The sequence below is a fragment of the Pseudomonas sp. NFR09 genome (assembly GCF_900111535.1).
Taxonomy (GTDB): Bacteria; Pseudomonadota; Gammaproteobacteria; order Pseudomonadales; family Pseudomonadaceae; genus Aquipseudomonas; species Aquipseudomonas extremorientalis.
The window spans coordinates 76,171-102,167 of the sequence record NZ_FOIH01000014.1 but is presented as its reverse complement, the minus strand read 5'-3'; the positions used below and the strand labels follow the sequence as shown (position 1 = coordinate 102,167).

The 25,997-nt window shown below is 59.7% G+C and carries 19 protein-coding genes; 12 read left to right on the top strand and 7 right to left on the bottom strand.

Features of this window, described 5'->3' with window-relative positions:
* The first annotated feature begins 61 nt into the window (after positions 1–61).
* Positions 62–382, top strand: a complete 321-nt coding sequence (locus BMX59_RS26375; RefSeq protein WP_016979401.1) for an ElaB/YgaM/YqjD family protein — start codon at positions 62–64, stop codon at positions 380–382.
* Positions 383–418: 36 nt separating this feature from the next.
* On the opposite strand, the gene BMX59_RS26370 is transcribed toward BMX59_RS26375, so the two are convergent.
* Positions 419–1,456, bottom strand: a complete 1,038-nt coding sequence (locus tag BMX59_RS26370) for an Ldh family oxidoreductase (RefSeq protein WP_071490636.1) — start codon at positions 1,454–1,456, stop codon at positions 419–421.
* A gap of 288 nt (positions 1,457–1,744) precedes the next feature.
* On the opposite strand from BMX59_RS26370, the gene BMX59_RS26365 reads away from it, so the two are divergent.
* Positions 1,745–6,841, top strand: a complete 5,097-nt coding sequence (locus BMX59_RS26365) for a dermonecrotic toxin domain-containing protein (RefSeq protein WP_371914393.1) — start codon at positions 1,745–1,747, stop codon at positions 6,839–6,841.
* 20 nt (positions 6,842–6,861) lie between these two features.
* Here BMX59_RS26365 and BMX59_RS26360 read toward each other — a convergent pair whose 3' ends face one another.
* Complete coding sequence (locus tag BMX59_RS26360) at positions 6,862–7,131, bottom strand: PepSY domain-containing protein (RefSeq protein ID WP_092248979.1); 270 nt, start codon at positions 7,129–7,131, stop codon at positions 6,862–6,864.
* Positions 7,132–7,276: 145 nt separating this feature from the next.
* Between BMX59_RS26360 and BMX59_RS26355 the strand changes: the two genes are divergently transcribed.
* From BMX59_RS26355 to BMX59_RS26325, 7 genes are all read left to right on the top strand, one after another.
* Positions 7,277–8,272, top strand: a complete 996-nt coding sequence (locus BMX59_RS26355) for a FecR family protein (RefSeq protein WP_093127573.1) — start codon at positions 7,277–7,279, stop codon at positions 8,270–8,272.
* 355 nt (positions 8,273–8,627) lie between these two features.
* Positions 8,628–9,062 carry a hypothetical protein gene (locus tag BMX59_RS26350; RefSeq protein WP_092248973.1) on the top strand — a complete coding sequence of 145 codons (435 nt, stop codon included), beginning with the start codon at positions 8,628–8,630 and terminating at the stop codon, positions 9,060–9,062.
* Positions 9,059–9,610: an adhesin gene (locus BMX59_RS26345; RefSeq protein WP_093127567.1), complete on the top strand. Its 552-nt coding sequence runs from the start codon at positions 9,059–9,061 to the stop codon at positions 9,608–9,610. The genes BMX59_RS26350 and BMX59_RS26345 overlap by 4 nt, the downstream gene beginning before the upstream one ends.
* A gap of 67 nt (positions 9,611–9,677) precedes the next feature.
* Positions 9,678–10,424 (top strand): hypothetical protein, encoded by a 747-nt coding sequence (locus BMX59_RS26340; RefSeq protein ID WP_093127564.1) that lies wholly within the window; start codon positions 9,678–9,680, stop codon positions 10,422–10,424.
* A gap of 62 nt (positions 10,425–10,486) precedes the next feature.
* Positions 10,487–11,167 carry a C39 family peptidase gene (locus BMX59_RS26335; RefSeq protein WP_093127561.1) on the top strand — a complete coding sequence of 227 codons (681 nt, stop codon included), beginning with the start codon at positions 10,487–10,489 and terminating at the stop codon, positions 11,165–11,167.
* 38 nt (positions 11,168–11,205) lie between these two features.
* Positions 11,206–11,949, top strand: a complete 744-nt coding sequence (locus BMX59_RS26330) for a hypothetical protein (protein WP_093127558.1) — start codon at positions 11,206–11,208, stop codon at positions 11,947–11,949.
* A 49-nt stretch (positions 11,950–11,998) separates the two neighbouring features.
* Entirely contained in the window at positions 11,999–13,303 is a 1,305-nt protein-coding gene (locus tag BMX59_RS26325; RefSeq protein WP_093127554.1) for a hypothetical protein, read from the top strand.
* 158 nt (positions 13,304–13,461) lie between these two features.
* Here BMX59_RS26325 and BMX59_RS26320 read toward each other — a convergent pair whose 3' ends face one another.
* Positions 13,462–14,787, bottom strand: a complete 1,326-nt coding sequence (locus BMX59_RS26320; RefSeq protein ID WP_093127551.1) for a sigma-54 dependent transcriptional regulator — start codon at positions 14,785–14,787, stop codon at positions 13,462–13,464.
* A gap of 345 nt (positions 14,788–15,132) precedes the next feature.
* On the opposite strand from BMX59_RS26320, the gene BMX59_RS26315 reads away from it, so the two are divergent.
* Entirely contained in the window at positions 15,133–15,393 is a 261-nt protein-coding gene (locus tag BMX59_RS26315; protein ID WP_093127548.1) for a hypothetical protein, read from the top strand.
* A 1-nt stretch (position 15,394) separates the two neighbouring features.
* Here the strand turns inward: BMX59_RS26315 and BMX59_RS26310 are convergent, their stop codons facing one another.
* From BMX59_RS26310 to gnd, 4 genes are all read right to left on the bottom strand, one after another.
* Entirely contained in the window at positions 15,395–20,125 is a 4,731-nt protein-coding gene (locus BMX59_RS26310) for a dermonecrotic toxin domain-containing protein (protein ID WP_093127545.1), read from the bottom strand.
* Positions 20,126–20,220: 95 nt separating this feature from the next.
* A complete protein-coding gene (locus tag BMX59_RS26305) occupies positions 20,221–21,066 on the bottom strand; it encodes an HAD family hydrolase (protein ID WP_093127541.1) in 846 nt (281 codons plus the stop codon).
* A complete protein-coding gene (gene zwf, locus BMX59_RS26300) occupies positions 21,063–22,586 on the bottom strand; it encodes a glucose-6-phosphate dehydrogenase (protein ID WP_071490649.1) in 1,524 nt (507 codons plus the stop codon). The genes BMX59_RS26305 and zwf overlap by 4 nt, the downstream gene beginning before the upstream one ends.
* The gene (gnd, locus tag BMX59_RS26295) at positions 22,583–23,566 is read right to left on the bottom strand and encodes a phosphogluconate dehydrogenase (NAD(+)-dependent, decarboxylating) (protein ID WP_071490650.1); all 984 of its coding nucleotides are present in this window, start codon (positions 23,564–23,566) and stop codon (positions 22,583–22,585) included. Before gnd ends, zwf begins: the two co-directional genes overlap by 4 nt.
* A 270-nt stretch (positions 23,567–23,836) precedes the next feature.
* On the opposite strand from gnd, the gene BMX59_RS30585 reads away from it, so the two are divergent.
* Positions 23,837–24,016 carry a DUF6026 family protein gene (locus tag BMX59_RS30585; RefSeq protein WP_256573001.1) on the top strand — a complete coding sequence of 60 codons (180 nt, stop codon included), beginning with the start codon at positions 23,837–23,839 and terminating at the stop codon, positions 24,014–24,016.
* A 161-nt stretch (positions 24,017–24,177) separates the two neighbouring features.
* On the top strand, positions 24,178–25,935 hold the full coding sequence (locus tag BMX59_RS26290) for a phosphoethanolamine transferase CptA (RefSeq protein ID WP_093127750.1): 1,758 nt from the start codon (positions 24,178–24,180) through the stop codon (positions 25,933–25,935).
* The last annotated feature ends 62 nt before the right edge of the window (positions 25,936–25,997 follow it).

The window sequence follows — 25,997 nt, the reverse complement described above, 5'->3', positions numbered from 1 at the left end:
CTTTTGCCGCTGGCCAATACTCCATTGTTCACTGCCACATTCACTCGCAAGGAGTCACACAATGGCCCGCAAAACCGCTGCCCAAGCCGTCGAAGACCAAATCAAGGACCAAGCCTTCAGCGAACTCACCGCGCTGATCGAAGAATCGGACAAACTGCTCAAGAGCAGCGCTTCCCTGGTAGGCGAAGAAGGCGAAACCCTGCGCGAGCAGGTCGCCATCAAGCTCAAGCAAGCCCTGGACTCGGTGTCCAATGTGCGCGAGCGCAGCAAGCCGGTGGTGGATGCCACCGAAACCTACATCGGTGGTCACCCATGGCAGACCGTGGCGATTTCCGCAGGGTTTGGCCTGGTGGTCGGCCTGCTGCTCGGTCGTCGCAACTAAGCGGCTACAGGGGCTGCGCCAGCGGCGCAGCCCTGTTCAACCTTGCGCGATTTCCCGCAAGTGCTCCAACTCTTTGCGATCGACTTCGATCCCCTGCTCCTGCGACTTCGCCCGTGTGCGATGGCGCCGATCCCCCGGTAAACGCCGCAACCCTACCGCATGCATCTGCCGCACCAGCTCCTGGCTGCGCTCGGCAAACGCTTGCCCGGCGGTCTTGCTCGGGTCGATCACGATCAACAGTTGGCCGGTCCAGGGTGTGCGCGCCCCCGGATGATCGGCCCAATTGAACTCGAACGAGAAATTGCCGCCGGTCAACGCTGCTGCCAGCAGTTCGACCATCATCGATAACGCCGACCCTTTGTGCCCGCCAAACGGCAGGAGTGCGCCGCCCTCGAGGATCGCCTTGGGGTCCTGGGTCGGCTGGCCCAGGCTGTCGACGCCCATGCCCGGCGGCAGGCGCTCGCCTTTGCGCGCAGCGATCTGAACATCACCGTGGGCGATGGCGCTGGTGGCCAGGTCGAACACAATCGGCAAGCCATCGGCGCGAGGCGCGGCAAAGGCGATGGGGTTGGTGCCGAACAACGGGCGGTCGGCGCCATGGGGCACCACGCAGGTCATGCTGTTGACCACGCTAAGGGCCACCAGGCCTTCTTCGGCGAACGGCTCGACATCCGGCCACAGGGCGGCGAAGTGGTGGGAGTTATGGATCGCCAGCAGGGCAATGCCGGCACTGCGGGCTTTCTCCACCAGCAGCGCACGTGCGGCTTCGAGCGCCGGCTGGGCAAAGCCGTTGGCGGCGTCCACGCGCACAAACCCTGAGGCGACATCGGTCACCTGGGGCACGGCCTTGCCATTTACCCAGCCACTGGCCAGGGTGCTGATGTAGCCGGGAATACGGAAAATGCCGTGGCTGTGGGCGCCATCGCGTTCAGCACTGGCACAGTTGTGGGCGAGGATCGCCGCGACTTCAAGGGACGTACCGTGCCGTACGAACACCTCTTGCAACAGCGCGACCAGTTCAGCGAAAGCGACCGTGACGCGGGAACCCTCAACGACGTTGGACGGCGTAGACATCTGAAGCTCCGATTTTATGATTGGAAGGCGCAACAAGACGAAAGACCATGATTAAACAACGCGCCGACGGCCTGCTGTCAATCGACTTTATCGGCATGGCCGTCTCCGATCAGTTATGTACCGCAGTCATCGCACCCTTTGCCCCTAACGTGCTGCTCATCATCGTTGCCATCCCCAGGCCCTTACAGAGAGCAGCTCATGGCCCATGTAGATCCCCCGTATTTTTTTGATGAGTACCTGCGTCCGGTTTCGAGAAAACACCCAACCGACCGAGAGCGGGCGCTGGGTTTGACACTCAAGGATGTCAATTGGCTGAGTACGGTGTACGGCGCCACCCATGTCGGGCGCTATAATCGTGACGCGCCGATGACCGTGGAAACCCTGATGTTGAAAAGGCGCGGCAAGCGTGCAGTCGCGCTCGCCGGTGCGTTCATGATGAGTTCGAGCCCCGAAGAGAAAAAGACTGCGCTCTACACCCCCTATGCCGGTATCGAGGTATTCAATCAGCGCAAGGACTGCCTGGATGAGATAACCCGGCGACTCAAAGACCCAACCTCATACCTTGATTTAATCAGGTTTGTACCTATTGAATGGCGCAACCAGTTCAACCCCGGCAGCCCCTTCACGCTCAGCACCGCCACGGTTGAACACGCGGTATTCGAAGACCAGCAAAACACCCTGCGCGCCAACCAGACCCAGGATCTGCAGTGGGCGTTGAAAGAACTGCAAACCCTGCCGACGCTGCCCGACCTGCTGGAAGCGGTCCTCGACCTTGTCGGGGCAGCGAGCCCACACTTTCAAGGGCTCAAGCTCAAAGACACGCGGGTCAACAGTTTCGTCTCATCAACCCCGGACATTCCCGGGAGCACTTCCCACTGGGTGGCTTCGGCCACCCTGGCTGAAACCTTGCTGCAGTACTACGCCAGGCACGATTGGCCGGCGCAGCGCACACGCACTTTCGTCAACCCCAGGCATGACACCAGCCGGTTCAGCGCGGCCCAGCATCAACAAGACCTGCAACGCTGGGAAAGCCTGGTTCAGCAAGCCAGCGCAATCTTCTCCAAGCTGCTGAGCGCCCTGCTGCAAACCTGGTGGAATGCCCCCATCAGCCAGAACATGTCACGCCTGGATTTGTTTACTCAAATCATGAGCGACAAGTTCCGCCTGGACATGCTGCTCAAGCGCCAGTCACAAAGCGACATTTTGTCCTCAGACAACGCCTACCGACTGCTCGCCGTCTTCCTCCCCGACGAGGCTGAGCGCAACGCGTGGCAAAAAGGCTTGCGCATCGAAAAAATCAGCATCCATGCGCCCTATCAACATCACGTGGAGCTTGCCGCCACATTGTTGATCAGTGACGAGCACGCCTACCTGTACACCCAATCACGCGGGCTGCAGGTGCTCAAGGATGTCGACGACCTGAACGACACGCTGTTGAGCATGCTCAAGGCCGCCGGGCATCAAGACGAATTGTTGAACTTCCTCTCCCTGGAGGAGCGCAGCATTTACCTCGCCATGCGTGGCGTACAGATTAGCGGGCGGGCGACACAGGGCAGTGTGTTCGGTGGGATGCTCACAGACATTCAAGACAAGCAACTGAGCAACCTGGAGCATGCACTGACGCAATTCCGCCGCAGCGAGGGCACCGTGGACCTGGCTGCTTTGCTCGATTGCTCCCTGGACATCCGCCAGATGCTCGACAGCCGCCTGCTGGACCTCGACGCCAGCGGACGCTGGAGCATGCACCCCGTCAGCAGCGGAAACGGCCGGCCATCCACCGTGCAGGCAGAACGCGCCAAACTGCAACTCCAAGCACTGCAGACCGATGAAAACGCCTTGCTGGCCGCACGGGCCACTCACCCGACGGTGCGTAGCCTGGCCACCAAAGCCCTCAATGAGGAAATGAATAAGCGCCATCTGGGCCTGGATGCCAGCGACGTCTACGTCAATACCTACCCCAGCGAGGCGCAGGACAGGGAAGAGCGACTGCCGCAGTCATCGGTCAACATGGTCGAGCACTTCATCAAGCGCCTGGCCAACGCCGCCGCGGATATAGGCAGCTCACCGCGCATCGGTTTTTACGGCGCGCGGCGCGACGGCGCAGCCTTGAGCTTGAACAACCTCAACAGCCATATTTTCAATGCAGTGATCACGCAGACCACCGCCTACTTCGTCAAACGCGACGTACGTTCGTTGCCCGGGCGATTCATGAAAAACCATGGTGATCAAATGATCGCAAGCCTCCTCCACGGCCTGCGCAGTGAGGCAGAGCTACGGCGGCTCAACAACACCTTGGGCCAAACCCCTTACGCGATGCTGGATACGGTCTTGCGTCGAGACAGCATGACCCGCGATAAACGCCATGGATTGCACGGTTTCTTGCCGGATGTTTTCGAGGTCACGGTCAGCATCAACGGTGACAAGCCGGTTCACCCCCTGGCCAACTGTTTTGTGCTGACGGAACGGGGCGGACTGGACCCGCGCCTCTCCGGTGCAGTCGTGCTGTGGACGCCGCAGCGCGGCCATGAAGCCTTCGACTCGCTGACCAGCCTGCGCAACCGGCTTCAACAGCGCCTGGAACACCCTGGCCGACGCACCGCCCTGCTGCAGAACTTGCCCATCAGCCTGCGCTCCCCGCACCAGCGATACCGACTGGGCCCATTGCAGCGTATCGACGAGCATTTTTTACTCAACCGCCAAAACAGCCACCTGGTGCATCATCTGGATACCCTCGACTACTGGCTCGCCATGCCTCTGGAACCGATCCAGTTGCAGGACTGCCTGGATGCCGAGATGGGCCGTGTGGCACCGTCAAATATCGGCAGGGCGAAAGCCATTGCCAATGCCATGATCCAACAGCAAGGCCTGCCTGCCTGGCTGGGCATGGCGTCGCCAAAGGATCAGTTGCTGCATGCCGAACTGCTCGAGCAATATCGTCTCAGCGCCCCGGATAACCAAGATTACCTTCATAGCCTGCCGCTTCTGGAGGAACAGGTCGCTGAAACATTGACCGCCCTGCTCAACGCGCGCTTCCCACACCAGGCATTGTCCCCGGACGACATTCTGATCCCGGCACGCTTGGCACTCAATGGGCACACCCAAAGCCTGACTGAGTTTGCCCTGCGCCATTTGCCCGACCTGCAGCCCGATAACCTCACACCGCACGCACGCGGCACAACACCCTTGCCCGCCGCATTGAATGGCGAAGCGATCGTCCAATTGGTACGCCAATTGGACATCGGGAAAATCTACCGCGACCTGTTGACCACCCACCTGACAGCTGACACCGAGGATGCGCGCAAACGCCGCGAGCTATTCTGTCAGCAGCTTCCGTGGCAAGTACTGCTGCATGCCCACGAGGAAAAGCTGGCGGAACGCCTGAGCACGACGGCGTGGGGTTTTATCCAACAGATTTTCGATATGCCAGATGCCGTTGCCCGGGAAGCTGTCAGCGGCGCCACCGCAATGATCCGTCCGCTGGAACTGATTGCCACCCGCGGGGCGACTCCGGCCAGGGTGCCTGGCGTTTATGTGATAGGCGCGAGGGCCGGAACAAGCGGGCCATTGGTGCTCTATGCACCCTATGCCCCGTTGAGCGTTTTGAAGGAATACGGCGACGAAGAAAAATTGCTGGATGACATCAGCCGCCCAGGCCCACTTCAGGCCTGGATCATCAGCCAGTTGGGGGATCCCGAACAGGCAACATGGCGCAATCTGTTCGAAGCGTCGACCTCGCAGGAAAAAGAAAAAGAAAAAGAAAAAGAAAAAGAAAAAGAAAACATCAGCCTGGCTTCGAATCCGATCAGAGGCAACCTGCTGCGACTGCTGTTTCATGACAATGCCCTCCAGTTGATCAACATGCTTTCCAACCAATTCACCAAAGAGGGCAAGCATCTGTGGGAGGGCGTAACCAGCCTTGTACGTAAAGGCATTCCCATGGCACTGCAATTCATTGCGGGCAAACTCAAGTTTCCGCTGGTGGTCTGGCGTAGCTTCAGGCTGTTTGAGGCCTCCGCCGAGAATTTGCAAGAGCAGCACTTTGGCGCCGGTCTGCGCCTGTTTGTCCAAGGCGTGGCTTCAATGGCGTCGCTGCGCAAAGAGCTCGACGGTGTGACCGCGGCTGAGACTGACACGCAGCCACCCACGACCTGGGAAGGCCCGGTGCCTGCCACCACCGTAGAAACCCTGGACATCACAGACCCATTGCGCACTCGGTTACGGCGGTTCGAAGACGTCACGGTGGCATTGACCGATTTGTCACTCGACCGCCAGAACCACGTGTACACCCAGCCGATCAACAGCCGCACCTATGTGCCCGTGGCCGGCCGAGTCTACCCGGTCGCCCGCAGCGGCACACAATGGCGAGTCAGCCTTGCTCGGGAACTGGGGCCCTTTGTCGAACGCAACGCACAGGGTCAGTGGGTGTTCGATCTGTCCATGCGCGAGCCGCGCTTCGGGCCAACCGTGTCCCGTATCAGGGACCGGGTCAGCACCCATCTATCAGAACGCGACGCCATCAATATCGAGGCTGTCGGCATGCCGGCCATTCGCGGGCTTGATCGTGACAAAGGGCTGTCTATCGACCGCGCACTCAACGTTGCGCTGTATTACACCAATACCTGCCAGCGCAACCTTGCGGAGTTTGCACTGCAGCGCCTTACCGAATCCACTGTCGGTCGCTTCTTGAGCGAGATGTTCGGCCTGCTGAATTTCAACCCCGGGCAAGTGGAGAAAATCCGCAACCGGGTCATGGAAGTCATGGAGGAGATGACCCGGCAGGATCTACTCACCCTGGACTCCAATCGATTTGTCACCGGCACTTCACGCTGGCCCATCGACGACGAAATCGCTTTTGTGATTCCTGAGGATGCAGAGCGGAAAATCTATCTGCTGGATCGCTTTTTCAATACCGGCATGGATCAATATCGCGAGCACCTCACTGCACCGTTCGATCTCGAGGATCATGCACGGGCTGCTACCCTTATCCATGAGATCAGTCACTTGGCGTCGAACACCGAAGACATTGCCTACATGGACACCATCCGCCCGTTCGTGGACCTGATCCATCGCGGTACGGCCGAGGGCTTGCGCAAGCACACGAGCCTGTCCACTTTGCAAAGCACTGCCCTCTCCGCGCTCACGCCGGCAACGATGCTGTTCAAGAGCTGGGATGCACTAGAACAACGCTGGGAAGACTTCGGCAAGACCGGCTCCACCAAACTGCGCGACAGGGTACTGCACCTCACGGGCGCCAGGACATTGGATGAGGCGCGGCAGACATTCATGAGCAATGCGGACCTTCGGATGGACATCATCCTGGCCAATGCCGACTCGGTGACCTTTCTGATTACACATCTGGGAAGGCGCTTGGAGCCAGGGGCCTGAACAGGCCCCTGGAGGATGTATCAGTCTTTCTGGTCACGCAGAACGTTGCCTGATGCGCCGTCGATACGGGCTTCATACACGGTGCCATCGGACTTGCGGCCTTTGACTTCCCAATAGCCGTCGTTGTCGGCTTCTGCCGAATAGACCTCGACGTAGCCGGCCTTGGTCTTGGCCACTTCGATGGCTTTTTCAATGGTAATCCAGCCTGCGCCCGGCTTGTCCGCCAGGGCAGCGCCTGCACTGAGCAAGGCGGTGGTTGCACACAGGGTGACTAAGGTTCTCTTCAGCATCGTCGTACTCCATTGTGGGAATGTCCTGAATATTTTTTTAGGTAGCAACAAACGAGAATAAGTTCCAATTGATGTGCAATCGCCATGACGGCTGTTCTCGCCGTCCACCTTGGGAGGTTAGAATGTGGGAAATCAGGATGAGTAAATGAGCGAAAAGTCCCTTTCAGAAGCCGAATATGACGCCATCACCGACGCCGCCGCGCATTGGTGCATGCGCCTGCATGCAAGCGATTGCACGCCCGGCGAACGTCAGGCCTTTGCCCAATGGCATGATTCGCACCCCCTGCACGCCTTTGAATACGCCGCGATGCTGGAGATCTGGGACGTCGCCGACCACCTGCCGCGCAGCGACATCCCGCCGGTAACGGTGCCCTCCAAACCCCGCAGCCGGGTGCGCACCTATGCCGTGGCAGCGGCCATCTGCCTGGCCGCCCTGCCCCTCGCCGCCTTCACTGGCTGGGAAGCGGGCTGGCTGCCGAGTTCCTATGAACGCTTCGAGGCTGCCAACGGCTTGCGCCAGGTCACCCTGGGCGACGGCAGCCAGGTGGAACTCAACCTGGGCACCGAACTGGTCTACAGCAACTACAAGGACCAGCGCCGCGTCACGCTGAACAAGGGCGAAGCGTTTTTCAAGGTCAGCCATGACAGTACCCATCCTTTCATCGTGCACGCCGGCGCAGGCCAGGTACGCGTCACGGGCACCCAGTTCAACGTCTGGAAATATGAAGACCAGGTGCGGGTGATGCTGCTGGAAGGCTCGGTGCAGGTCAGCAGCGACCAGGTGCACGGCAGCGTCCCCCTCACCCACGGCATGCAGGCCAGCTATCAACAGGGCGACGCCACACCGAGCGTGCGTGCAATCAGCCCCAATGACTCAGCCCTGGCGTGGCGCCAGGGCAAGCTGATCCTCGACAACCTGGCCCTGGCCGATGCATTGCCGCTGATCAACCGTTATCTGAGCAAACCGGTGATGCTGGCCGACGCCAGCACCGGGGCGATTCGCATCGGTGGCATCTACAACATCAACGAGGTCAGCAACCTCATCCCCTCCCTGCCCAAGGTTTTGCCGGTCTACCTGACCCAGAACCAGGACGGCAATCCCGTCCTCAATGCCATTCCGCGTAAAGCCCCCAAAAGCTGAGCCCTGTTGCGTCCTGCCTCAGGCATCGTTACGCCTGAACTGTCCATTTTTTTTACACACCTCTTCCCTGGATCGCCCGTGCGCAGCGGATTCAGCGTTTCGTCATGTTCGGTGTTACAGCGCTGATACAACGGGGTGAAGCGGTTGTGCAGTGGCTGGATAGCCGGGGCTTTCAGGGCGGTTGTCTCACGGCTGATACAGCACGGCTATCATTTTGCCTTGCAATTATTGCAAGCCTTTGAAAAACGGTAATAAATCAAAAGCGGCACGGCTTCTGCTCTTTCCCTGACAACGCTGTTTAGGGTCAGCGTTAAGAATAAGGAATGCCGCCGTGATCACATTCACTCAAGGTTCGATGAACGTACTGCTGGCCAGCTGTGTACTCAGCGCCAGTATCAGTCTTCCAGCCCTGGCAGGTGACGGCGTGATCGTGACGGGCCGCAACGTACAGGGCCACATGTATGGCCGTTCCTCCTTTGGTCCTGACCCTTATCCCCAGACCGCCAACGCCAATCCCAGCCGAGAAATCAACAGCGCCCTGTCGGGCGAGCTGAGCGACCGTGACTTCGGTAGCGTCAGCAGCGGCCTGGGCATTACCCGCGCCCTCCAGCCCAACAGCAACCTCACCGGCTTGAGTGCCACGCAAAACGGTATGTCCACGCTGGGTGCCGGCGCAGCAGCCAGCCGCTCGGGCGGCAGCGGCAGCATGGGCGGGCAGATCAGCGATTCGATTCAGCGCGGCATGGCGCCCTTGAACAACCTGGGCGGCATGCTGGGTGGCAAACCATGAAACGCGCCCTGTTCATTCTGGCCCTGCTGGGCAGCGCCGTGGCCATGGCCAACAACACCGCCGTGATCAACAACAGCGGCAAGGACTACACCGGCAACCTGATGATCAACCAGGCGGCGGGCAACCAGCAGCAAACGGCAAACAACCGCGCCGTCACGCTGGGCGGCCAGGCCACCACCGGCAATACCCAGAGGATAGACGGCAAGGTCGACCCTTCCCTGAACGCCAAGGCGGCGATCGAGGGCACTTCTTTTACCAATGGCAACGGCATGTTGGGCGTCAACCAGTCCGCCGGGGCCAATAACCAATCAGTCAATGCCGTGCGGATCAGCGTCAATTCTGGCCCGCAAGCCATCGACGACAGCGTCCTGTTGCAACAGAACACGACGACGCTGGCAACCGACTCAGGGCTCACCCCCACCACTGGCAGCCGCCAGGTCGTGACAAGCGACCAGGCCTTCACCGGCAGCCGAGGAGTGATACAGGTGAACCAGAGTGCCGGGGTGGGGAACCGAGTGGCTAACACCCTGGGCATCACTATCAAGTAACGGCTTGGTAGCACTAGCTAGACCGTACCAACACTTAACCAACTAATCAGAAGCAAGGAGAAACACCATGAAACCTCAAATGGCTCTGAAACCAATGGTTTTCGCGCTCGCTGCACTCATGGCTGCTGCAGCTCAAGCAGGTGGTGGCTGGCATCCAGCGCCTCAACCTACCGGTGTGGTTGCCTCCGTGGTTACGGACGTACAAAACAGCATCGGCAACAAGTTCGATGACACCAAGACCGAAAATAACGCGTCTAACGACAACTCAGTGAACGGCAACAGCGGTAACGTCGGCGTTAACGTTCAATCCGGCAGCGGCAACCAAGCTGACAACTCTGGCGCGATCTCCAGCGCCAAGGGCGACTTTGCTACCGTTTTCGCGGTAGTCGATGTCAACCAAAACAGTGCGCTGAACAACTTCATCAACAAGGGCACTCAAAACAACGCCTCCGTGGATAACGGCATCAACGGCAACTCCGGCAACGTGGGTTACAACGGTCAAGCCGGTCAAGGCAACCAAGGCAAAAACAACCTGGCGATCACCACAGCTGATGGCAAAAACATCGCAGCGGCCGCCAATACCGAGCAAAACTCGCTCGCCAACAACTACCTCAACACGGCGGCTACCAGCCACGGCTATGGCTATGGCGGCAAACCTCAGTATGTCTCCAACAACTCGAGCCTCGACAACTCGGTTAACCGTAACTCCGGCAACGTAGGTGTGAACCTGCAATCCGGCGCCGGCAACCAAGGCAGCAACAGCCTCTCTGTAGGCCAAGGCTGCAGCGTTTGCGGCAGCGGCGTGCGCTTCTGATCCAACGGGGCCTTGGCAACAAGGCCCCTTTCTTTTTCCAGTGTCCAGCAGGTCACACGATCATGCGCCTCGCGACCCTTTCCCTCCTGATGCTGCTCACCGGCCCGACCTGGGCAGGCACCATGGCGATTTCCGCCATGCCTGGCGGTGCAGTCATCTACAAGAAGGTCGAGAGCATCCGTGAACGCAAATTCGCCAACCTGGTGGAACAGAAAACCGATTTCAGCTGCGGTGCCGCGGCACTCGCCACCATCCTGCGCCAGGGCTATTGGCTCGACGTCGATGAAGACCACGTGATCAAAGGCATGCTGGTCAATGCCGACCAGGGCCTGGTTCGCACCCAGGGTTTCTCCATGCTGGACATGAAGCGCTACCTCGAAAGCATCGGCATGCGGGCCCGGGGCTACAAGATTTCGCCGGACACCCTGGTGACCGTGAAAATCCCCGTAGTGGTGCTGCTGGAGATTCGTGGCTACAAGCACTTTGTGGTGTTGCAGCGCGCCGACAAGGACTGGGTCTATATCGGCGACCCGGTGCTGGGCCACAAGCGCTATTCGCGCGACGACTTCGTCAAGGGCTGGAACGGCATCGTGTTCGCCGTGCTGGGTGAAGGCTACGACAAGGCCAATGCCTTGCTGGACCCGCCCACACCGCTGACCGCCAAGAACCAACTGAATGAGTTCAGGCCCGTAGGCGATGCCGAGCTGATGGATTTCGGTTTCATCCAGAGCGACTTCTTCTAAGAAGCGCAATAAGGGGCAGGACGCTCCAGGAGCAGCAGATGAACACTCCCCGTTGGCTGACGGTCTTGTGTCTGGCAGCCTCAATGCCCGCTTATGCTTCATCGGCGTTCAAGCCGATCGAACTCAAGGATTCGGAAATGGCCGAGTTGCGCGGTCGTTATGTAATGCCGGGGCGGATCATCAGCTTCGGTATTGTCATGAGCAGCACCTGGACCAATGCCGTGGGCGACACCCTCACCGGCAAGGCCAGCATGCAAATCGATTCATCGACCATTACACCGCAGTTCTACGTGCAGACCACCGGCTCGACCGGGAACGGCACCAACCCGAACGCCGGCACCGGTAACGTCACCGGTGGTGCCGGCCTGGGCACCGGCACAGGCGTGACCCAGAGCGTGCGCGCTGCCGGCGACAAAAACACCGCCTACAACAATGTCGGGATCAACGTCACTGAAAACGGCTTTGCGCCTTCCAATGCCGCGCAATCGGGGCAGGTGCTGGTGGCCGGCGGTACTGTCACCGGCGACAGCGCGGCAGGTCGCGTGAGCGTCTCGGCCAACAATGGCGGCTTGCAGATGGCGATCGAGGCCAATCATAACCAAGGCAACAGCCTCCAGCAGATTGGTGGCGGCCAGGTGCTGCAAGGCACGGTATTGACTGGAAACAGCAACTTCGTCAACAACATGACCCAACTCAACGTGGTCATGAATAACGCATTGAACAACCCGGCGTTGAACTGCAATCTGGATCAACTCAAAGGCCTACGCACTCTCGGTTATTGAACTACGCTGACCCTCGACACTTACGCATTAGAAAAGGACGGCTTATTTCATGCATCGATCGTTATCGCTACGTGCGGTGGTCTGTTTAAGTACGCTCTTGCCCGCATCCGTGTTGTATGCCGCGCCAGACGCCGATATCGAAACCCTCAAGCAGGAACTTCTGGAGCTCAAGCAGCGGTACGAAGTGCAACAGAAGGCACTGGCGGTGTTGGAGCAACGGGTGCGCCAGGTCGAGGACACGCCGGCGACCCCCGCGCCCAAGCGCCTGGCCAAATCCCCGGCGGACTTTCAAAAGGCCAGCGGTGCCACCGTGGCAGGCACGGGAGCGGCGGCGGCCTCCGGCGGTGCGGGCGGTGGCGGCAGCTCCTATGGGCAGTCGCTCAAGGACGATTCGGCGCCTGCGCAAAGCGTGAGCAACCTCTATAACGAGGCCAGCGGCTTCTTCGGCAATGGCAAATTCAGCTTTGAAACCGGCATCACTTATGCGCGCTACGATGCACGTCAACTGACGCTAAACGGCTTCCTGGCGCTGGATTCGATCTTCCTGGGCAATATCAATCTGGACCGGATCAAGTCGGATAACTGGACCCTGGACCTGACGGGGCGCTACAACGTCGACAACCGCTGGCAGTTCGATGTGAACGTACCGGTGGTGTACCGCGAGTCGACCTACCAGTCGGGCGGCACCGGCAACAATGCCAACGCCACCTCGGAAGAATCGGTGAGCCGTGACCCGACCATTGGCGACGTCAACTTCGGTGTGGCCTACAAGTTCCTCGACGAAACCCCCACCCTGCCGGATGCGGTAGTGTCGCTGCGCGTCAAGGCGCCAACGGGCAAAGAACCGTTCGGCATCAAGCTGGTCAGGTCAACCGCCAACGACAACCTGTATGTACCGGAAAACCTGCCCACCGGTAATGGTGTCTGGTCGATTACGCCGGGTATCTCGCTGGTCAAGACCTTCGACCCTGCGGTGCTGTTTGGCTCGTTCTCCTATACCCATAACTTCGAGGAGTCGTTTGACGACATCAGCAGCGACGTCAACCAGAAAGTCGGCGGCAAGGTCAGCCTGGGTGACAGTTTCCAACTTGGTGTAGGCGTCGCATTTGCCTTGAACGAGAAGATGAGTATGTCGTTCTCGGTCTCCGATCTGGTGCAGCGCAAGAGCAAGCTCAAGCCTGACGGAGGGGACTGGCAGTCGGTGGTGTCCAGCGATGCCAACGCCGGTTACTTCAACGTGGGCATGACGATTGCCGCGTCGGATAACCTGACGATCGTGCCGAACCTGGCGATCGGGATGACGGATGATGCGCCGGACTTTACGTTCAGCTTGAAGTTTCCGTATTACTTTTAGGGAGAGCCGGGGGTGGGGGGCTGCTTCGCAGCCCAACGCGGGGCAAGCCCGCTCGCCACAGCAAGCCCCCCTAACCACGGCAAGCCCGCTCGCCACAGTACATAAGGAAAAGCCCCGCAACGATAAGGGTCGTTGCGGGGCTTTTCGGTTTACCCGCCCTAGCGGATCTGGTGTTTGTGCAGCAACCGGTAGAAGGTGGGCCTGGAAACCCCCAGCACACGGGCGGCGACACTCAGGTTGTCGCTGTGCCGGTCGAGCACATCGCACAGCGCCTGGCGTTCGGCGCGGTGCTTGTAGTCTTCCAGTGTAGCCATCGGCGGTGAAATTGCCTGTTCACTTTGCAATCCCAGATCAACGGCTTCGATCTGGCGCCCTTCAGCCAGCACCAGGCCACGGCGCACGCGGTTGGCCAGCTCGCGCACATTGCCCGGCCAGGCGTGCTTAGCCATGGCCACCAGAGCACTCTCGCTGAAACTGCGCGGGCGTCGGCCCGTCTCCTGGCTGTAAAAGCGCGAAAAATGGTTGGCCAGCATCGCCACGTCGCCATGGCGTTCGCGCAACGGCGCCGTCACCACTTGCAGGACGTTGAGCCGGTAATACAAGTCTTCCCGAAAAGCGCCCCTTTCAACTGCGGCCTCCAGGTCGACGTGGGTCGCGGCCAACACCCGTACATCCACGGGAATGGGCTGGCTGCCGCCGACGCGCTCAATCTGTTTTTCCTGCAGAAAGCGCAGCAGGTTGGCTTGCAGTTCCATCGGCAAATCACCGATTTCATCCAGGAACAGCGTGCCGCCGTGGGCCGCTTCAATGCGTCCGACCTTGCGCTGATGGGCGCCGGTAAACGCGCCCTTTTCATGGCCGAACAATTCGGACTGGATCAAGTGTTCCGGAATTGCCCCGCAGTTGATCGCGACAAAGGGCCTGGCATGGCGCTGGGACTGGCGGTGCAACGTCCTGGCCACCAGTTCCTTACCCGTGCCGCTGTCGCCACGGATCAACACCGGCGACTCGGTGGGCGCCAGCTTGGACAGCAATTTACGCAGTTCACGGATCGCCCGGCTGTCGCCCAGCAGCTCATGCTCAGGCTCATCCACCAGGGTGTGGCCCTTGCCGCGCAAGCGCGCCATGCCAAAGGCACGGCCCAGGGTGACCTGCACCCGGGCGACGTCGAAGGGCAAGGTATGGAAGTCGAAGAACCACTCGCAGACAAAATCACCGACGTTCTGCAGGCGCAGTACGTCCGGGCTGAGCACGGCAATCCACTCGGTGCCGCTGCGGCCAATCAACTCCTTGACCGCTTCGGGGCGTTCCAGGTGAGAGGGTTGCAGGCGCAGCAGGCCGACATCACAGGAGCGCTCGCCGACCCCTTCCAGTGGGCAACTGTCGACCGCCCAGCCGGCTGCGCGCAATCCAGGCAACAGGTCGTGGCAATCGTCACAGGGATCAACCACTAGCAACCGACGTTGAACGGGAGGCATACCCATGACTGTTCCTTGGCGTCAAGCTTGGTAAAGTTATTTAGAAACAACGGTTTGTGACGCCTGCGACTAACACTAGCAAGATCTTGACGCGCGGCTTGTACCATTTCGCTATAAGTGTGGGCAAAAAGCCACTGGCCGGTGTTTTCAACGAATAAAGTTGCGAACCTGGGAAACTTTCATTCAGCTTTCAAAACAGCCGCTTACATGACGTCAATCACTAAAATCCGAAAATAGTTGTTCTAACATGTGACCCGTACCCCGCCATCGTGCATCAGTACAAGTAACCCGCCGCACGGTCAGCCCAACCGCCGGCAATCACTTGAATGGGCATTTAGAGAGACGACCCACATGAACGCCCCGCTCCGCATCAACGAAGCTCTTTTGATCGCAGACCGTGCTTTCCAACCCTTTCAGTGCGTGGCCTGGCATGACGGCAATGGCGCCCTCAGCCTGAGCGTCATCGACCGCACCAATACCCGCATCGGCAGCCAGCAACTGGATGCCGGCGTCTATTCCGATCCAACTCGGTTGGAAAACTTGCTGTTGCAGGCTCGTGCCGAGTTGGACAAGAGCGGCTATCAATTGCAAACCTGGGCCATGCCGAAGTAATTCAACGCACCGTTGAGCTGACGTCTTCGGTGAAGAACACGGTTTCGGCAACTTCGTGATCAATGTTCGAGCGCAGGACATTGATCAGTTGCAGTCGATTATTCGCCGCATAGTCTGTCAACTTCTTATAGCTGATGTTGCGCTCTACAAAGCGTTTGAGATACCCGCGAATGAAGTGGTAGCCGATATCCCGTGCCGCCCGTGTCCTATAGTGGAAACGGGCCAGCCACAGCGGGCGGCCGCTGGACTTTTCGCGCACTTCGAACTCGCGGATCAGTTCGACTGAAGATGGCCTTTCCACTACGTCGACCTTCCAGGCCTTGTACAGTTGCAACAGCCCTTCCGATGTCGGCGAGTACTTCATGATCATACGGTCACGCATTGCCGAGCCCTCCTCCATGTAGCGCAAGATCTCGCCATACAGCGCACTGGGGGTATGTCGGAAGAAGTCTTGCAGGTCCCGATGCCTGGGCGAGTCCGGTCGCGCGTTGAGTGCCTTGATGAGTAACTCCCGTTGCGTCCTCATACGCTGGGCATACTTCCACCATTCGCCGCGCGCCAAGCGGGGCGACAACCTCTGGATGGTCTCCAGGCCACAAAGCAGGTCGTACTCTCGCTGTGCATTGCGCCACAGGCGCAGTGCCTCATTGCCGATGTCAGCGAGCGACTGGAGCGCATCATCGTTGTCGGGCGGCGTTACAAGCCTCGGCACTGCTCTCCACAAGGACTCCTGTTCAACCCCCGGACGCTCGAATGTAAAGACAGGGCGATGGTCGAAAGGCTCCAGCACATCCACATATTCATGGGTGACACTTTGCTCGAGCACACTGCGTGGATTGCCGATCACCGCTCCCAATATGCCGTCATCAATCAGTCGCTTGGGCATGCTGGTAACTTTTGTGGAAATGGCTTCCAGGCTGGCATCCTGGTAGTGCCGATAGCGCTCGATCAGTTCTTCTTCCAGCCTGAGCTGCAGCCGCCTGACATGGCTTCGAAAGTTGCCCAGTGCTTGAGGGACAATATAGGGAGGCAAAGGGGCCAGATGGTAAGCCACGCGCAGGTTGGCCAGCACCACCCCATCCAGTGCGTCATTGGCGACTCGCAGTTGATGATCCAGGTTAAAACGGCCGGTGGTATATAGCTCCCGATAAGTCAACAGCTTCAGGCTGCATAACGCGGTGAGCTCTTCGATCAGGTCCATCGTCGCATCCCTGAAGGTGCTCACTCGCCCGTTGAAACACTGCAACGCCAGGGTGCGCAGGTGTAATTCTTGCCATTTCAAGGACATGCGACCACCGGCCCAGGCCGCGTTATCCAGCGCGGCAACAGCCGTGTCGCCAATCCTGCCCGAGCGCTTCATGTCTTCAAAACGCCGTTCGGCGTCCAGGCAAGCCTCGATAGCCTCCAGTTCCAGCGCTGCGTAATCGGGCAGCCTTGCGGCGATCCCACCCCAGGTTCGAGTATCCAGGACCCGTTTGCTCAGACTCTGTGCATCGAACCACGCAGCGTTGAAAAGATCGTCATGGAGCATGACCTTGCGTTTGCTGGCAAGCAACAATGTCTGATTGCGCCGCGCCTTGACTGCTCCGGCGGCGAACCGGTTGTACAACGCACTGAACTCCCTGATCAACATCATTTCCCGACGCCGGGTGAGCGCCTCCATCAGCGCGCTGGAACACCAAAACGCGGTGCTCGCATTGGCCAACTCCTCCTCGATCAGTGCCAGCGTGCCGGGCTCGTCACTGCGCTGGGTCAGCACCTGCAGCGTATCGTCGGCGGGATAGACCAGGCCCGCAAACTTCAGCACCAATTGGTTGTATTCATCATCGAGGGCCTTGCGTCGTTGCTCGGCACTTTTCAATTGCGCCAGACGCTGTTTCTCCAGCGCGAGGGCTTCCTGGAAGTCGTGGGGCACGACCGGCCCAGGGGAAAACAACCATTGCCCGTGTTCACCGGCCACCACTTGGGGGCCGAAACGGTTCACCAGGTCGTCGCTGACCACGCGCGTGGCCCCCTGGTGCTGCTCGACCTTGTACATGTCCCCATCGATACTTGCGTATACGGCTCCGCCGGCACGGAACAAGCCACGTTGCTGACCGCTGCTGATGCGCTCGGCATACGGCAGCGGCCTGACCTTGTACAGCGCCAGTTCGGCCAGGCGAATAACCGACAGCCGCTGGAACAGACCGCTCCATAACCGCTCCAGGTCCCCCGCCCCCCGCACCAGCTCTTCAGGCCCCTGCACCGTCGGCAATTGAACCGTCGGCGTCTGGATGCGACTGGTCTGGCCACCTTCGGACAGATGTTCCGCTGCCTCGCTCCAGCTCATTTCAATGCTTTGCTCCAGATCCGCGCCCTGGGCCAGGTCCAGCAAATCATCAGTTTTCGATCGCACTCCCGCCTTGGTGGAAATACGACCACGGCTGAGCAGGAGCAAACCGATATTCAACAACAGGTCGGCCACGCTGGAAGCCTTGTCTTCGGCGTGCTCCTGGCCAATCACGCGAACGTCCTGCACCACCGACCACGCCAGGTACAGCCACCCCAATGCCCGGCCAACCGCCCCCCCATAGAAGGTCAGGAGCAGAAACAGGCCTACGCCGAGAAAGCGCTTGATCCAGTCCCAGAACACCTCCAGCGCGGTCGGCTCTACCGGTTCTGTCAGACTTAACATCGTGTCGACGCTGCTGCTGAACAGCGCCTCCATATAGTCGCCGTCGACCTCCCTGTCAGCCAGGACAATGCCGTCGCCCGACCACAGCGACTGATTGAAGTCGACCGCCTCGAACGCCGCGGGGCTGGGAGCCGTCACGCCCGGTACCAAATAACGCGACCTTGCCGTCTCCGGCAACCAGGCCAACACTTGGTACTGCAATTGCCCGGGACTGGCGATGGCCGCCATCAGTGCGTCGGCCGTGGCAAACTCGATGAATTTCACTGCACACATTGGCCGATACAGTATTTGCGGGCCTGCGTTGAGGTTGCGCGGGCCGATGATGAACGTGTTGCGAACAGTATCGGGTTGTTCGCCTACCTGGGCGTTGAATGCCAAAGGGCGTAGCACGATCGCCTCGGTCTTGGCGGCGGCGCGCGGCTGAAATACGGCGACCACGCTGGTGTAGGCTTTCCGGGAAAACGCCTGGGGGTACTTGAGGTGGTATTCCAGCGCCAGCATGGGTATTTGCAGGCGCACTTGCCGGATGAACTGGGCCTGGCGCCAGCGCCGCTCACTCTCGTTGTCCTTGAACTTTTCCCGGATCAACCGATTGTAGCCGCCGCGAACATCAGCCCGCGCGACCACGGCCAGCGCTTGAGCGGGTGTGAGCGATACATCAGGGTCGCCAGGGGCCGCCGTGAGCGTAAGTCGTGCAGGATCGACGGCCGTCAACGGCAACCATGCAAACTCGCTCAGGGTCCAGCTGCCATGGTTGTATAACGGCGGCAACTGCCACAACAGCGCGGGCTGCGTTTGCAGGTCACGCTCATCAAGTTCGATCATCACCTTGATGCGGTCGGGGTCGAGCACCGGTTCGCCGGGGTGGTCCTTGGCCAATTGCGCCGACAGCCCCTGGCGCGCGTAATCAAGCAACGACGGCACGCCTTCGTCAAAGGCTCGCCAGTCCGGCTGCCGGACCTGTCTGGCCAGGTCCAGGACATGGCGGCTCATTTGCAATTGCAGGTCATTGGGTGCCTGTATCAACCATCCCGGCAGTGCGTTACGCAGACGCTCCAAGAGCGGGGATTCGAGGGCAGTGCTGTCAAAGTCAGCGGTGATGACCTCCATTGCACGTTCCAGTACATATTGTGGTTCGGGAAATGTTCGGACCAAAGACAGGACGGCGTTGATATCTGCCAGTTGTTTGGCCAGGAAGGTCAGGCTGAAACTGTAGAAGATATTGCCAGCAGGCTGGTACAAACGCCATTGCATCGAATGGCCGGACGCTATTGCGCTCAACAGGTTGACCAGCCATTCGCCCAATTGCGCCAGGGAATCAAAGCGTTGAATGCCCTTCGACAGGGTGAAGAGCAACACCGTCGTACGTTCGCCCTGCTGCTTGACCAGCACCAGCCCGCGCAGCATCTCAAGGTTGATTGCCCCGGTTTCGCCCCATTGGTCAACGATGTAGGCCTGCCCGTTGGCCGGCTCCAGGTGCGAAGTCTGCTGTGAGCGGCTGATCAGACTCATCACCAGATCCAACTCAGTCCCGGCCAAGGCTGCATGGGTCGCCGCGTCCATCAACGCATTCCTGAGAATGTCGGCCAGGCCTATGTAGCGAACGACCTGGCCCTCTCCCCGGCTCATCCAGTAATCCACCAGCGCTTCCTGATAGCGCTCGAGCAACACCGGGCCCTGCTGATTGAGCATTCGCTCGACATAACCGATATCGACGTTCAACGGCAGCGGCAAACCCTCGACGTCGCGCACGATGGAATGGTCCTGGGCAAAATCGACGAACCGACCCGTCGCGCAACGCTCGATCAGCGCATCCGGCAGGTTTTGTGCGTCATGGCGTTCAATGGTGTAACTGCCGTTGTCGTAGCGATACACCGGTCGCAACAATATCGGCTCGGTGTGATTGATGGGCAGCCAGGGGTACTGCGTGCCCAGGTGGTGTTGCAGCACGCGCAACGCAACATCCCGCAACGAAGGGGGCTCGGCAAAATGTTGGAGGATGTTCTGCGCAAGCGCCGCGCAACGCTCGCGACAGGGAGGAGTAGACAGGGCGGCCATGGGACATTCCTTGCTGATGAAGCGCCCTGCCATAGCGGGCGCATTAAGTCAGCTTCCATTGTCGGCGCAGTGCCCCGCCTCATTGCTGTATCTGTCTATCGCACGACGTCGGTGCCTTCCCAGCCTGCCAGGATAAACCGCTCGATCGCCTCGGCGGCGCCCTCATCGAGGTTACTACCGGTGACCACACTGGCCTGGCGCTTGACGGTTTCTTCCGCCTGCCCCATGGCAATCGACAACCCGGCCACCTGGAACATCGCTGGGTCATTGCCACCATCGCCGATCGCCGCGGTCTGTTCCAGCGGTATACCCAGGTGTGCGGCCAGGGCCTTCAAGGCTTCGCCCTTGTTGGCCAGCATCGCCGTCACATCCAGGTAAACCGGTTGTGAACGCGACACCTGGGCCAGCCCCTGTACCTTGGGCTGCAACTGCGCTTCCAGCTCGACCAGCAACGAGGTGTTGTTGCTCGCGGCGACGATCTTGTCGATCCGATCCAGGTAGGGCTCGAAACTCTCCACCACCACCGGCCCGTAGCCCAGGCCATCGGCTTCGCGCTGTACCATCGGCCCGGGCGGGTCGCGGCGCAGCCAGTCACCGTCGGCAAACACCCACACTTCCACGTCCGGCTCGCCGGAAAACAGCGCCAGGGTGACCAGCGCCGCTTCCGCCGGCAAATGGTGGGCAACCAGGATGCTGCCATCGGGGTTGATCAGCGTGCCACCGTTGAAGCCTGCCACAGGCACATCGATACCGAACGTTTCGATCAGATGCAGCATGGCCTTGGGCGGACGCCCACTGGCCAGGCTGAAAAACACCCCGGCGTCACGCAGCGCATGCACCGTGTCGACGGTGCGCTGGCTGAGGCTGTGGTCGGGGTGGAGCAAGGTGCCGTCCACGTCACTGAGGATAAAACGGATGGGATGAATCGCTGCATCACTCATCCGAGGCGGTGCCAGGTGCGGCCATCGCGGGCCAGGAGCGCGTCGGCGGCGGCCGGGCCGTCTTCACCGGCCTTGTAGGCCTGGATGCCGTCGTCTTCCTTCCAAGCATCAAGAAACGGCTGCACGGCGCGCCAGCCATTTTCGATGTTATCGGCACGCTGGAACAAAGTCTGGTCGCCGGTCATGCAGTCATAGATCAGGGTTTCGTACCCGGTCGACGGTTGCATTTCGAAGAAGTCCTTGTAGGCGAAACCCAACTGGATATTGGCCATATCCAGGGTTGGCCCGGGCTTCTTCGCCAACAGGTCGAACCACATGCCTTCGTTCGGCTGGATCTGGATTTTCAGGTAGGTGGGCTTGAGTTCGTCCACCTCGGTGTCTCGGAACTGCGCATACGGGGCCGGCTTGAAGCAGATCACGATTTCAGTGTCGCGCACGCTCATGCGCTTGCCTGTACGCAGGTAGAACGGCACGCCGACCCAGCGCCAGTTGTCGATCATCACTTTGAGGGCGACGAAGGTCTCGGTGCTGCTGTCAGGCGCAACGTTGGCTTCTTCACGGTAGCCCGGCAGTGGCTTGCCGCCGATTTCGCCGGCGGTGTACTGCCCGCGTACCGAGTTGGCCCGCGCATCCTCCAGGGACCAGGGGCGCACTGCACCGATCACCTTGGCCTTTTCACCGCGTACCGCATCGGCACCAAAGGCTGCGGGCGGCTCCATGGCCACCATCGCCAGCAACTGGAACAGGTGGTTGGGCACCATGTCGCGCAGGGTACCGGTCTTTTCGAAGAAGTTGCCCCGGGTTTCAACGCCGACGGTTTCGGCGGCGGTGATTTGCACGTGGTCGATGTAATGGTTGTTCCAGAACGCTTCGAACAGCACGTTGGAGAAACGGCTGATCAGGATGTTCTGCACCGTTTCCTTGCCCAGGTAATGGTCGATGCGATAGATCTGCTTCTCGCTCATCACCTTGAGCAGGCTGGCGTTCAGCGCCTCGGCGGTGGCCAGGTCGGAGCCGAAGGGTTTTTCGATGACCACGCGACGGAAGCTGTCGTCGGTTTCCGTCAACAGGCCGGCACTGCCCAGGCGTTGCACCACTTCACTGAAGAAGCGCGGCGCGGTGGCCAGGTAGAACACCGCGTTGCCGGTACCGCTGTCGGCAATCTTGCGGCCAATGTCGGCGTAGGTGCTGTCGTCGAGGAAGTCGCCCTCGACGTAGCTGATGCCCTTGGCCAACTGCGCCCACAAGGCGGGGTCCAATGCGTTGTCGGCATTGCCCTTGACCTTGCTCGCCGCTTCGGTGCGGATGAAGTCTTCGAGTTTCTTGGCGAAGTCGGCATCGCTGATGGCGTTGTGATCCACGCCGACAATGCGCAAGCCATCGCCCAGCAGGCCATCACGGCTGAGGTTGTACAGCGCCGGCATCAGCAGGCGCTTTACCAGGTCACCATGGGCACCAAACAGAAACAGGGTGGTGGGCGGAGCGGGTTCGGCCTTAGGTTTCTTGCCGTTGGCGGTCATTTTTTGGAAGTCTCCACGTGACCACCAAAGCCGAAGCGCATGGCAGAGAGCATTTTGTCACCGTAAGTGCTCTGCTGGCGCGAACGGAAGCGGGCGAACAGCGAAGTGGACAATACTGGCACCGGCACGGCTTGTTCCATGGCGGCTTCGATGGTCCAGCGGCCTTCGCCACTGTCGGCCACGGAGCCGGAGTAGCCGTCGAGTTTCGGGTCGGTGGCCAGGGCATCGGCGGTCAGGTCCAGCAGCCAGGACGAGACCACACTGCCACGGCGCCAGACTTCGGCGATGTCGGCGACGTTCAGGTCGAAACGCTGGTCTTCGGGCAGGTTTTCCGAGTTCTTGGTCTTGAGAATGTCGAAGCCTTCGGCAAACGCCTGCATCATCCCGTACTCGATGCCGTTATGGATCATCTTGACGAAGTGCCCGGAACCGGCGGGGCCTGCATGAATGTAACCCTGCTCGGCACGCGGGTCGGCGCTGGAGGAACGATCCTTGGTACGCGGGATATTGCCCAGGCCCGGGGCCAGGCTCTTGAAGATAGGATCAAGGCGCTGCACGGTCTCGGCGTCGCCACCGATCATCATGCAATAGCCACGCTCCAGACCCCACACGCCGCCGGAGGTGCCGACGTCGACATAGTGCAGGCCCTTTTCCGCCAGGGCCTTGGCCCGGCGCACGTCGTCCTTGTAGTTGGTGTTGCCGCCGTCGATGATTGCATCACCGTCTTCGAGCAGCGTGCTCAATGCGTTGATGGTGTCTTCGGTGGGCGCGCCCGCCGGCAACATGACCCACACGGTGCGCGGCTTTTGCAGCCCGTCAACCAGCGCCTTGAGGTCGGAAACGCCGGTGGCGCCCTCTTCGCTCAGGCCTTTTACAAATGTTTCGTTACGGTCGTAAACAACGGTGGTATGCCCATTGAGCATCAGGCGCCGTGCAATATTCCCGCCCATGCGGCCTAGTCCGATAATCCCCAGTTGCATGTGCTGATGCTCCTAACTACTAAAAAATGTGTGACATAGTTTATAGCGCAATGCGGCTAATGAGGGTTAGTCCAGCGCGGATACCGCTAGTTTCATGGAAAAAAGTTGCCATCATTTCAGCATCGCGGCACAAAAAGTCACACGACCATCAAAAATAAAAAAGTTCCATTGCCCGCAAAAAGAATTCAGAATTGTCTCCGACTGCTGCCGAGAACCTCGACTCAAGCGTTCTGGCACACCGCGACACACCGGCTATTTGCGAGGTAAGCAATGAGCACTGCACAGATGACACGTCCGCCACAGACCCTCTACGTCACTATCCGTCGCGACGAGTTGCACCAGTTGAAAGACGAGCGCGAACAGCTGCAGCAGGAAGTCCTGCGCCTGCGTGCCCATATCATCCAGGCCCAATTGGACCAGCCCGCCGGTGCGCAACCCGCGCTCTGCTGAGCCCCGTCATCGCTTTGTAAGATAACCGCTACAAAAATCTCACAAAGTTTTCACATGCCTCTCCCGATACTCCAGCCCCCAAGGGCCACCCCATGCAAGGGTGGCCTCCGTTGCGTGCAGCCCTGCGCGTCAACTGGAAAATCATCGGGTTGGAGCACTGGATGGCGATGTTCAAACGCAGCACCACGTCTGCGAAAGGCTTTGATTGGGCCGGCCTTGGCTGGCTGTTCTTGTTTTTCTGGTACTTCTCGGGCATTACCCAACTGCTGATCCAGTTGACCGGAACTTCCGGTTTCAGTGGTTTTCGCCAAGCCTTTTTCATGAGTGCGCTGTGGCTTGCGCCCATGCTGTTGTTCCCCAGCCGTACACGACTGCTCGCCGCCTTGATCGGCGCAGTACTGTGGGCGTGCTCCATGGCCAGCCTGGGTTATTTCTTCATCTACCAGCAGGAATTCTCCCAAAGCGTCATCTTCATCATGTTCGAGTCGAACATCTCGGAAGCCGGCGAATACGCCACCCAGTATTTTGCCTGGTGGATCGTGCTGGCGTTCATCGCCCATACCGCCTTCGCGGTATTCCTGTGGACGCGGCTGCGCCCGGTCTACCTGCCTCGCGGCCAGTCGATACTGGCGGCGGCAGCGATTGTGCTGGCGGTGGTGGGTTATCCGCTGGTCAAGCAGATCGCCACCAGCGACAACATGGAACAAGCCATCGATCGTTTTGAAACCCGTATTGAACCAGCGGTGCCGTGGCAGATGATCGTCGCCTACCGCCGCTACACCGAGCAGTTGGACAACATGCAAGGCATGCTCGACAGCGCCAGCCAGATCCCGCCCCTGACCAACCTCAAGGACACCATGGCCGGCCAACCGTCGACCCTGGTGCTGGTGATCGGCGAGTCCACCAACCGCCAGCGCATGAGCCTCTACGGCTACCCGCGCAACACCACGCCGGAGCTGGACAAACTGCGCGACCAACTGGCGGTGTTCGACAACGTCATTACCCCGCGGCCCTACACCATCGAGGCGCTGCAACAGGTGCTGACCTTCGCCGACGAAGAAAACCCGGACCTGTACCTCAAGACGCCGTCCATCGTCAGCGTGATGAAACAGGCCGGCTACAAGACCTACTGGATCACCAACCAGCAGACCATGACCAAGCGCAACACCATGCTCACGACCTTTTCCGAACAGGCCGACGAACAGGTGTACCTGAACAACAACCGCAACCAGAACGCCCGCCAATACGACGGCGACGTGCTGGCGCCGTTTTCCAAGGCCCTGGCCGATCCGGCCGAGCGCAAGTTCATTGTGGTGCACTTGCTGGGCACCCACATGAGCTACCAGTATCGCTACCCGCCGACCTTCGACAAATTCACCGACCGCCAGGGCGTGCCGGCGGGCATCAGCGACGATCAGTTGCCGACCTACAACAGCTATGACAATGCGGTGCTGTACAACGACTTCGTGGTGTCGAGCCTGATCAAGGACTACGCCAAGACCGATCCCAACGGCTTCCTGCTGTACCTGTCGGACCATGGCGAGGATGTCTTCGACTCGATTGGCCACACCACCCTGGGACGTAACGAAGGCAAGCCGACAGCGCCGATGTACACCATTCCGTTCATGGCCTATGCCTCACCGAAATGGCGCGAAACCCACGACTGGAGCTTCGCCGGTGACTTGCAACGGCCCTACTCCAGCTCGCAGTTGATTCACACCTGGGCTGATATGGCCGGTCTTAGCTTCAATGAACTCGACCGTACAAAAAGCCTGGTGAGTGACAGCTTCACGCCGCGCCCACGGATGATTGGCAACCCTTACGAGCGCCAACAAAAGCCCCTGATCGACTTCAGTCTGATCAAGCCGAAAAAGGCCAGCCCGACCGACGTGGTGCTCCAGGAAAAACCGGCCTTGTAACAGAAAGATAACAATCATTCTCGTTTAAGCCTAAAGATCCCCCTCTCCTTTCGTCTTTGAAC

Coding starts and splice junctions, on each gene's coding strand:
- BMX59_RS26375 (WP_016979401.1), top strand. CDS start 62: ATGGCCCGCAAAACCGCTGCCCAAGCCGTCGAAGACCAAATCAAGGAC.
- BMX59_RS26370 (WP_071490636.1), bottom strand. CDS start 1,456: ATGTCTACGCCGTCCAACGTCGTTGAGGGTTCCCGCGTCACGGTCGCT.
- BMX59_RS26360 (WP_092248979.1), bottom strand. CDS start 7,131: ATGCTGAAGAGAACCTTAGTCACCCTGTGTGCAACCACCGCCTTGCTC.
- BMX59_RS26355 (WP_093127573.1), top strand. CDS start 7,277: ATGAGCGAAAAGTCCCTTTCAGAAGCCGAATATGACGCCATCACCGAC.
- BMX59_RS26350 (WP_092248973.1), top strand. CDS start 8,628: ATGAACGTACTGCTGGCCAGCTGTGTACTCAGCGCCAGTATCAGTCTT.
- BMX59_RS26345 (WP_093127567.1), top strand. CDS start 9,059: ATGAAACGCGCCCTGTTCATTCTGGCCCTGCTGGGCAGCGCCGTGGCC.
- BMX59_RS26340 (WP_093127564.1), top strand. CDS start 9,678: ATGAAACCTCAAATGGCTCTGAAACCAATGGTTTTCGCGCTCGCTGCA.
- BMX59_RS26335 (WP_093127561.1), top strand. CDS start 10,487: ATGCGCCTCGCGACCCTTTCCCTCCTGATGCTGCTCACCGGCCCGACC.
- BMX59_RS26330 (WP_093127558.1), top strand. CDS start 11,206: ATGAACACTCCCCGTTGGCTGACGGTCTTGTGTCTGGCAGCCTCAATG.
- BMX59_RS26325 (WP_093127554.1), top strand. CDS start 11,999: ATGCATCGATCGTTATCGCTACGTGCGGTGGTCTGTTTAAGTACGCTC.
- BMX59_RS26320 (WP_093127551.1), bottom strand. CDS start 14,787: ATGGGTATGCCTCCCGTTCAACGTCGGTTGCTAGTGGTTGATCCCTGT.
- BMX59_RS26315 (WP_093127548.1), top strand. CDS start 15,133: ATGAACGCCCCGCTCCGCATCAACGAAGCTCTTTTGATCGCAGACCGT.
- BMX59_RS26310 (WP_093127545.1), bottom strand. CDS start 20,125: ATGGCCGCCCTGTCTACTCCTCCCTGTCGCGAGCGTTGCGCGGCGCTT.
- BMX59_RS26305 (WP_093127541.1), bottom strand. CDS start 21,066: ATGAGTGATGCAGCGATTCATCCCATCCGTTTTATCCTCAGTGACGTG.
- zwf (WP_071490649.1), bottom strand. CDS start 22,586: ATGACCGCCAACGGCAAGAAACCTAAGGCCGAACCCGCTCCGCCCACC.
- gnd (WP_071490650.1), bottom strand. CDS start 23,566: ATGCAACTGGGGATTATCGGACTAGGCCGCATGGGCGGGAATATTGCA.
- BMX59_RS30585 (WP_256573001.1), top strand. CDS start 23,837: ATGAGCACTGCACAGATGACACGTCCGCCACAGACCCTCTACGTCACT.
- BMX59_RS26290 (WP_093127750.1), top strand. CDS start 24,178: ATGGCGATGTTCAAACGCAGCACCACGTCTGCGAAAGGCTTTGATTGG.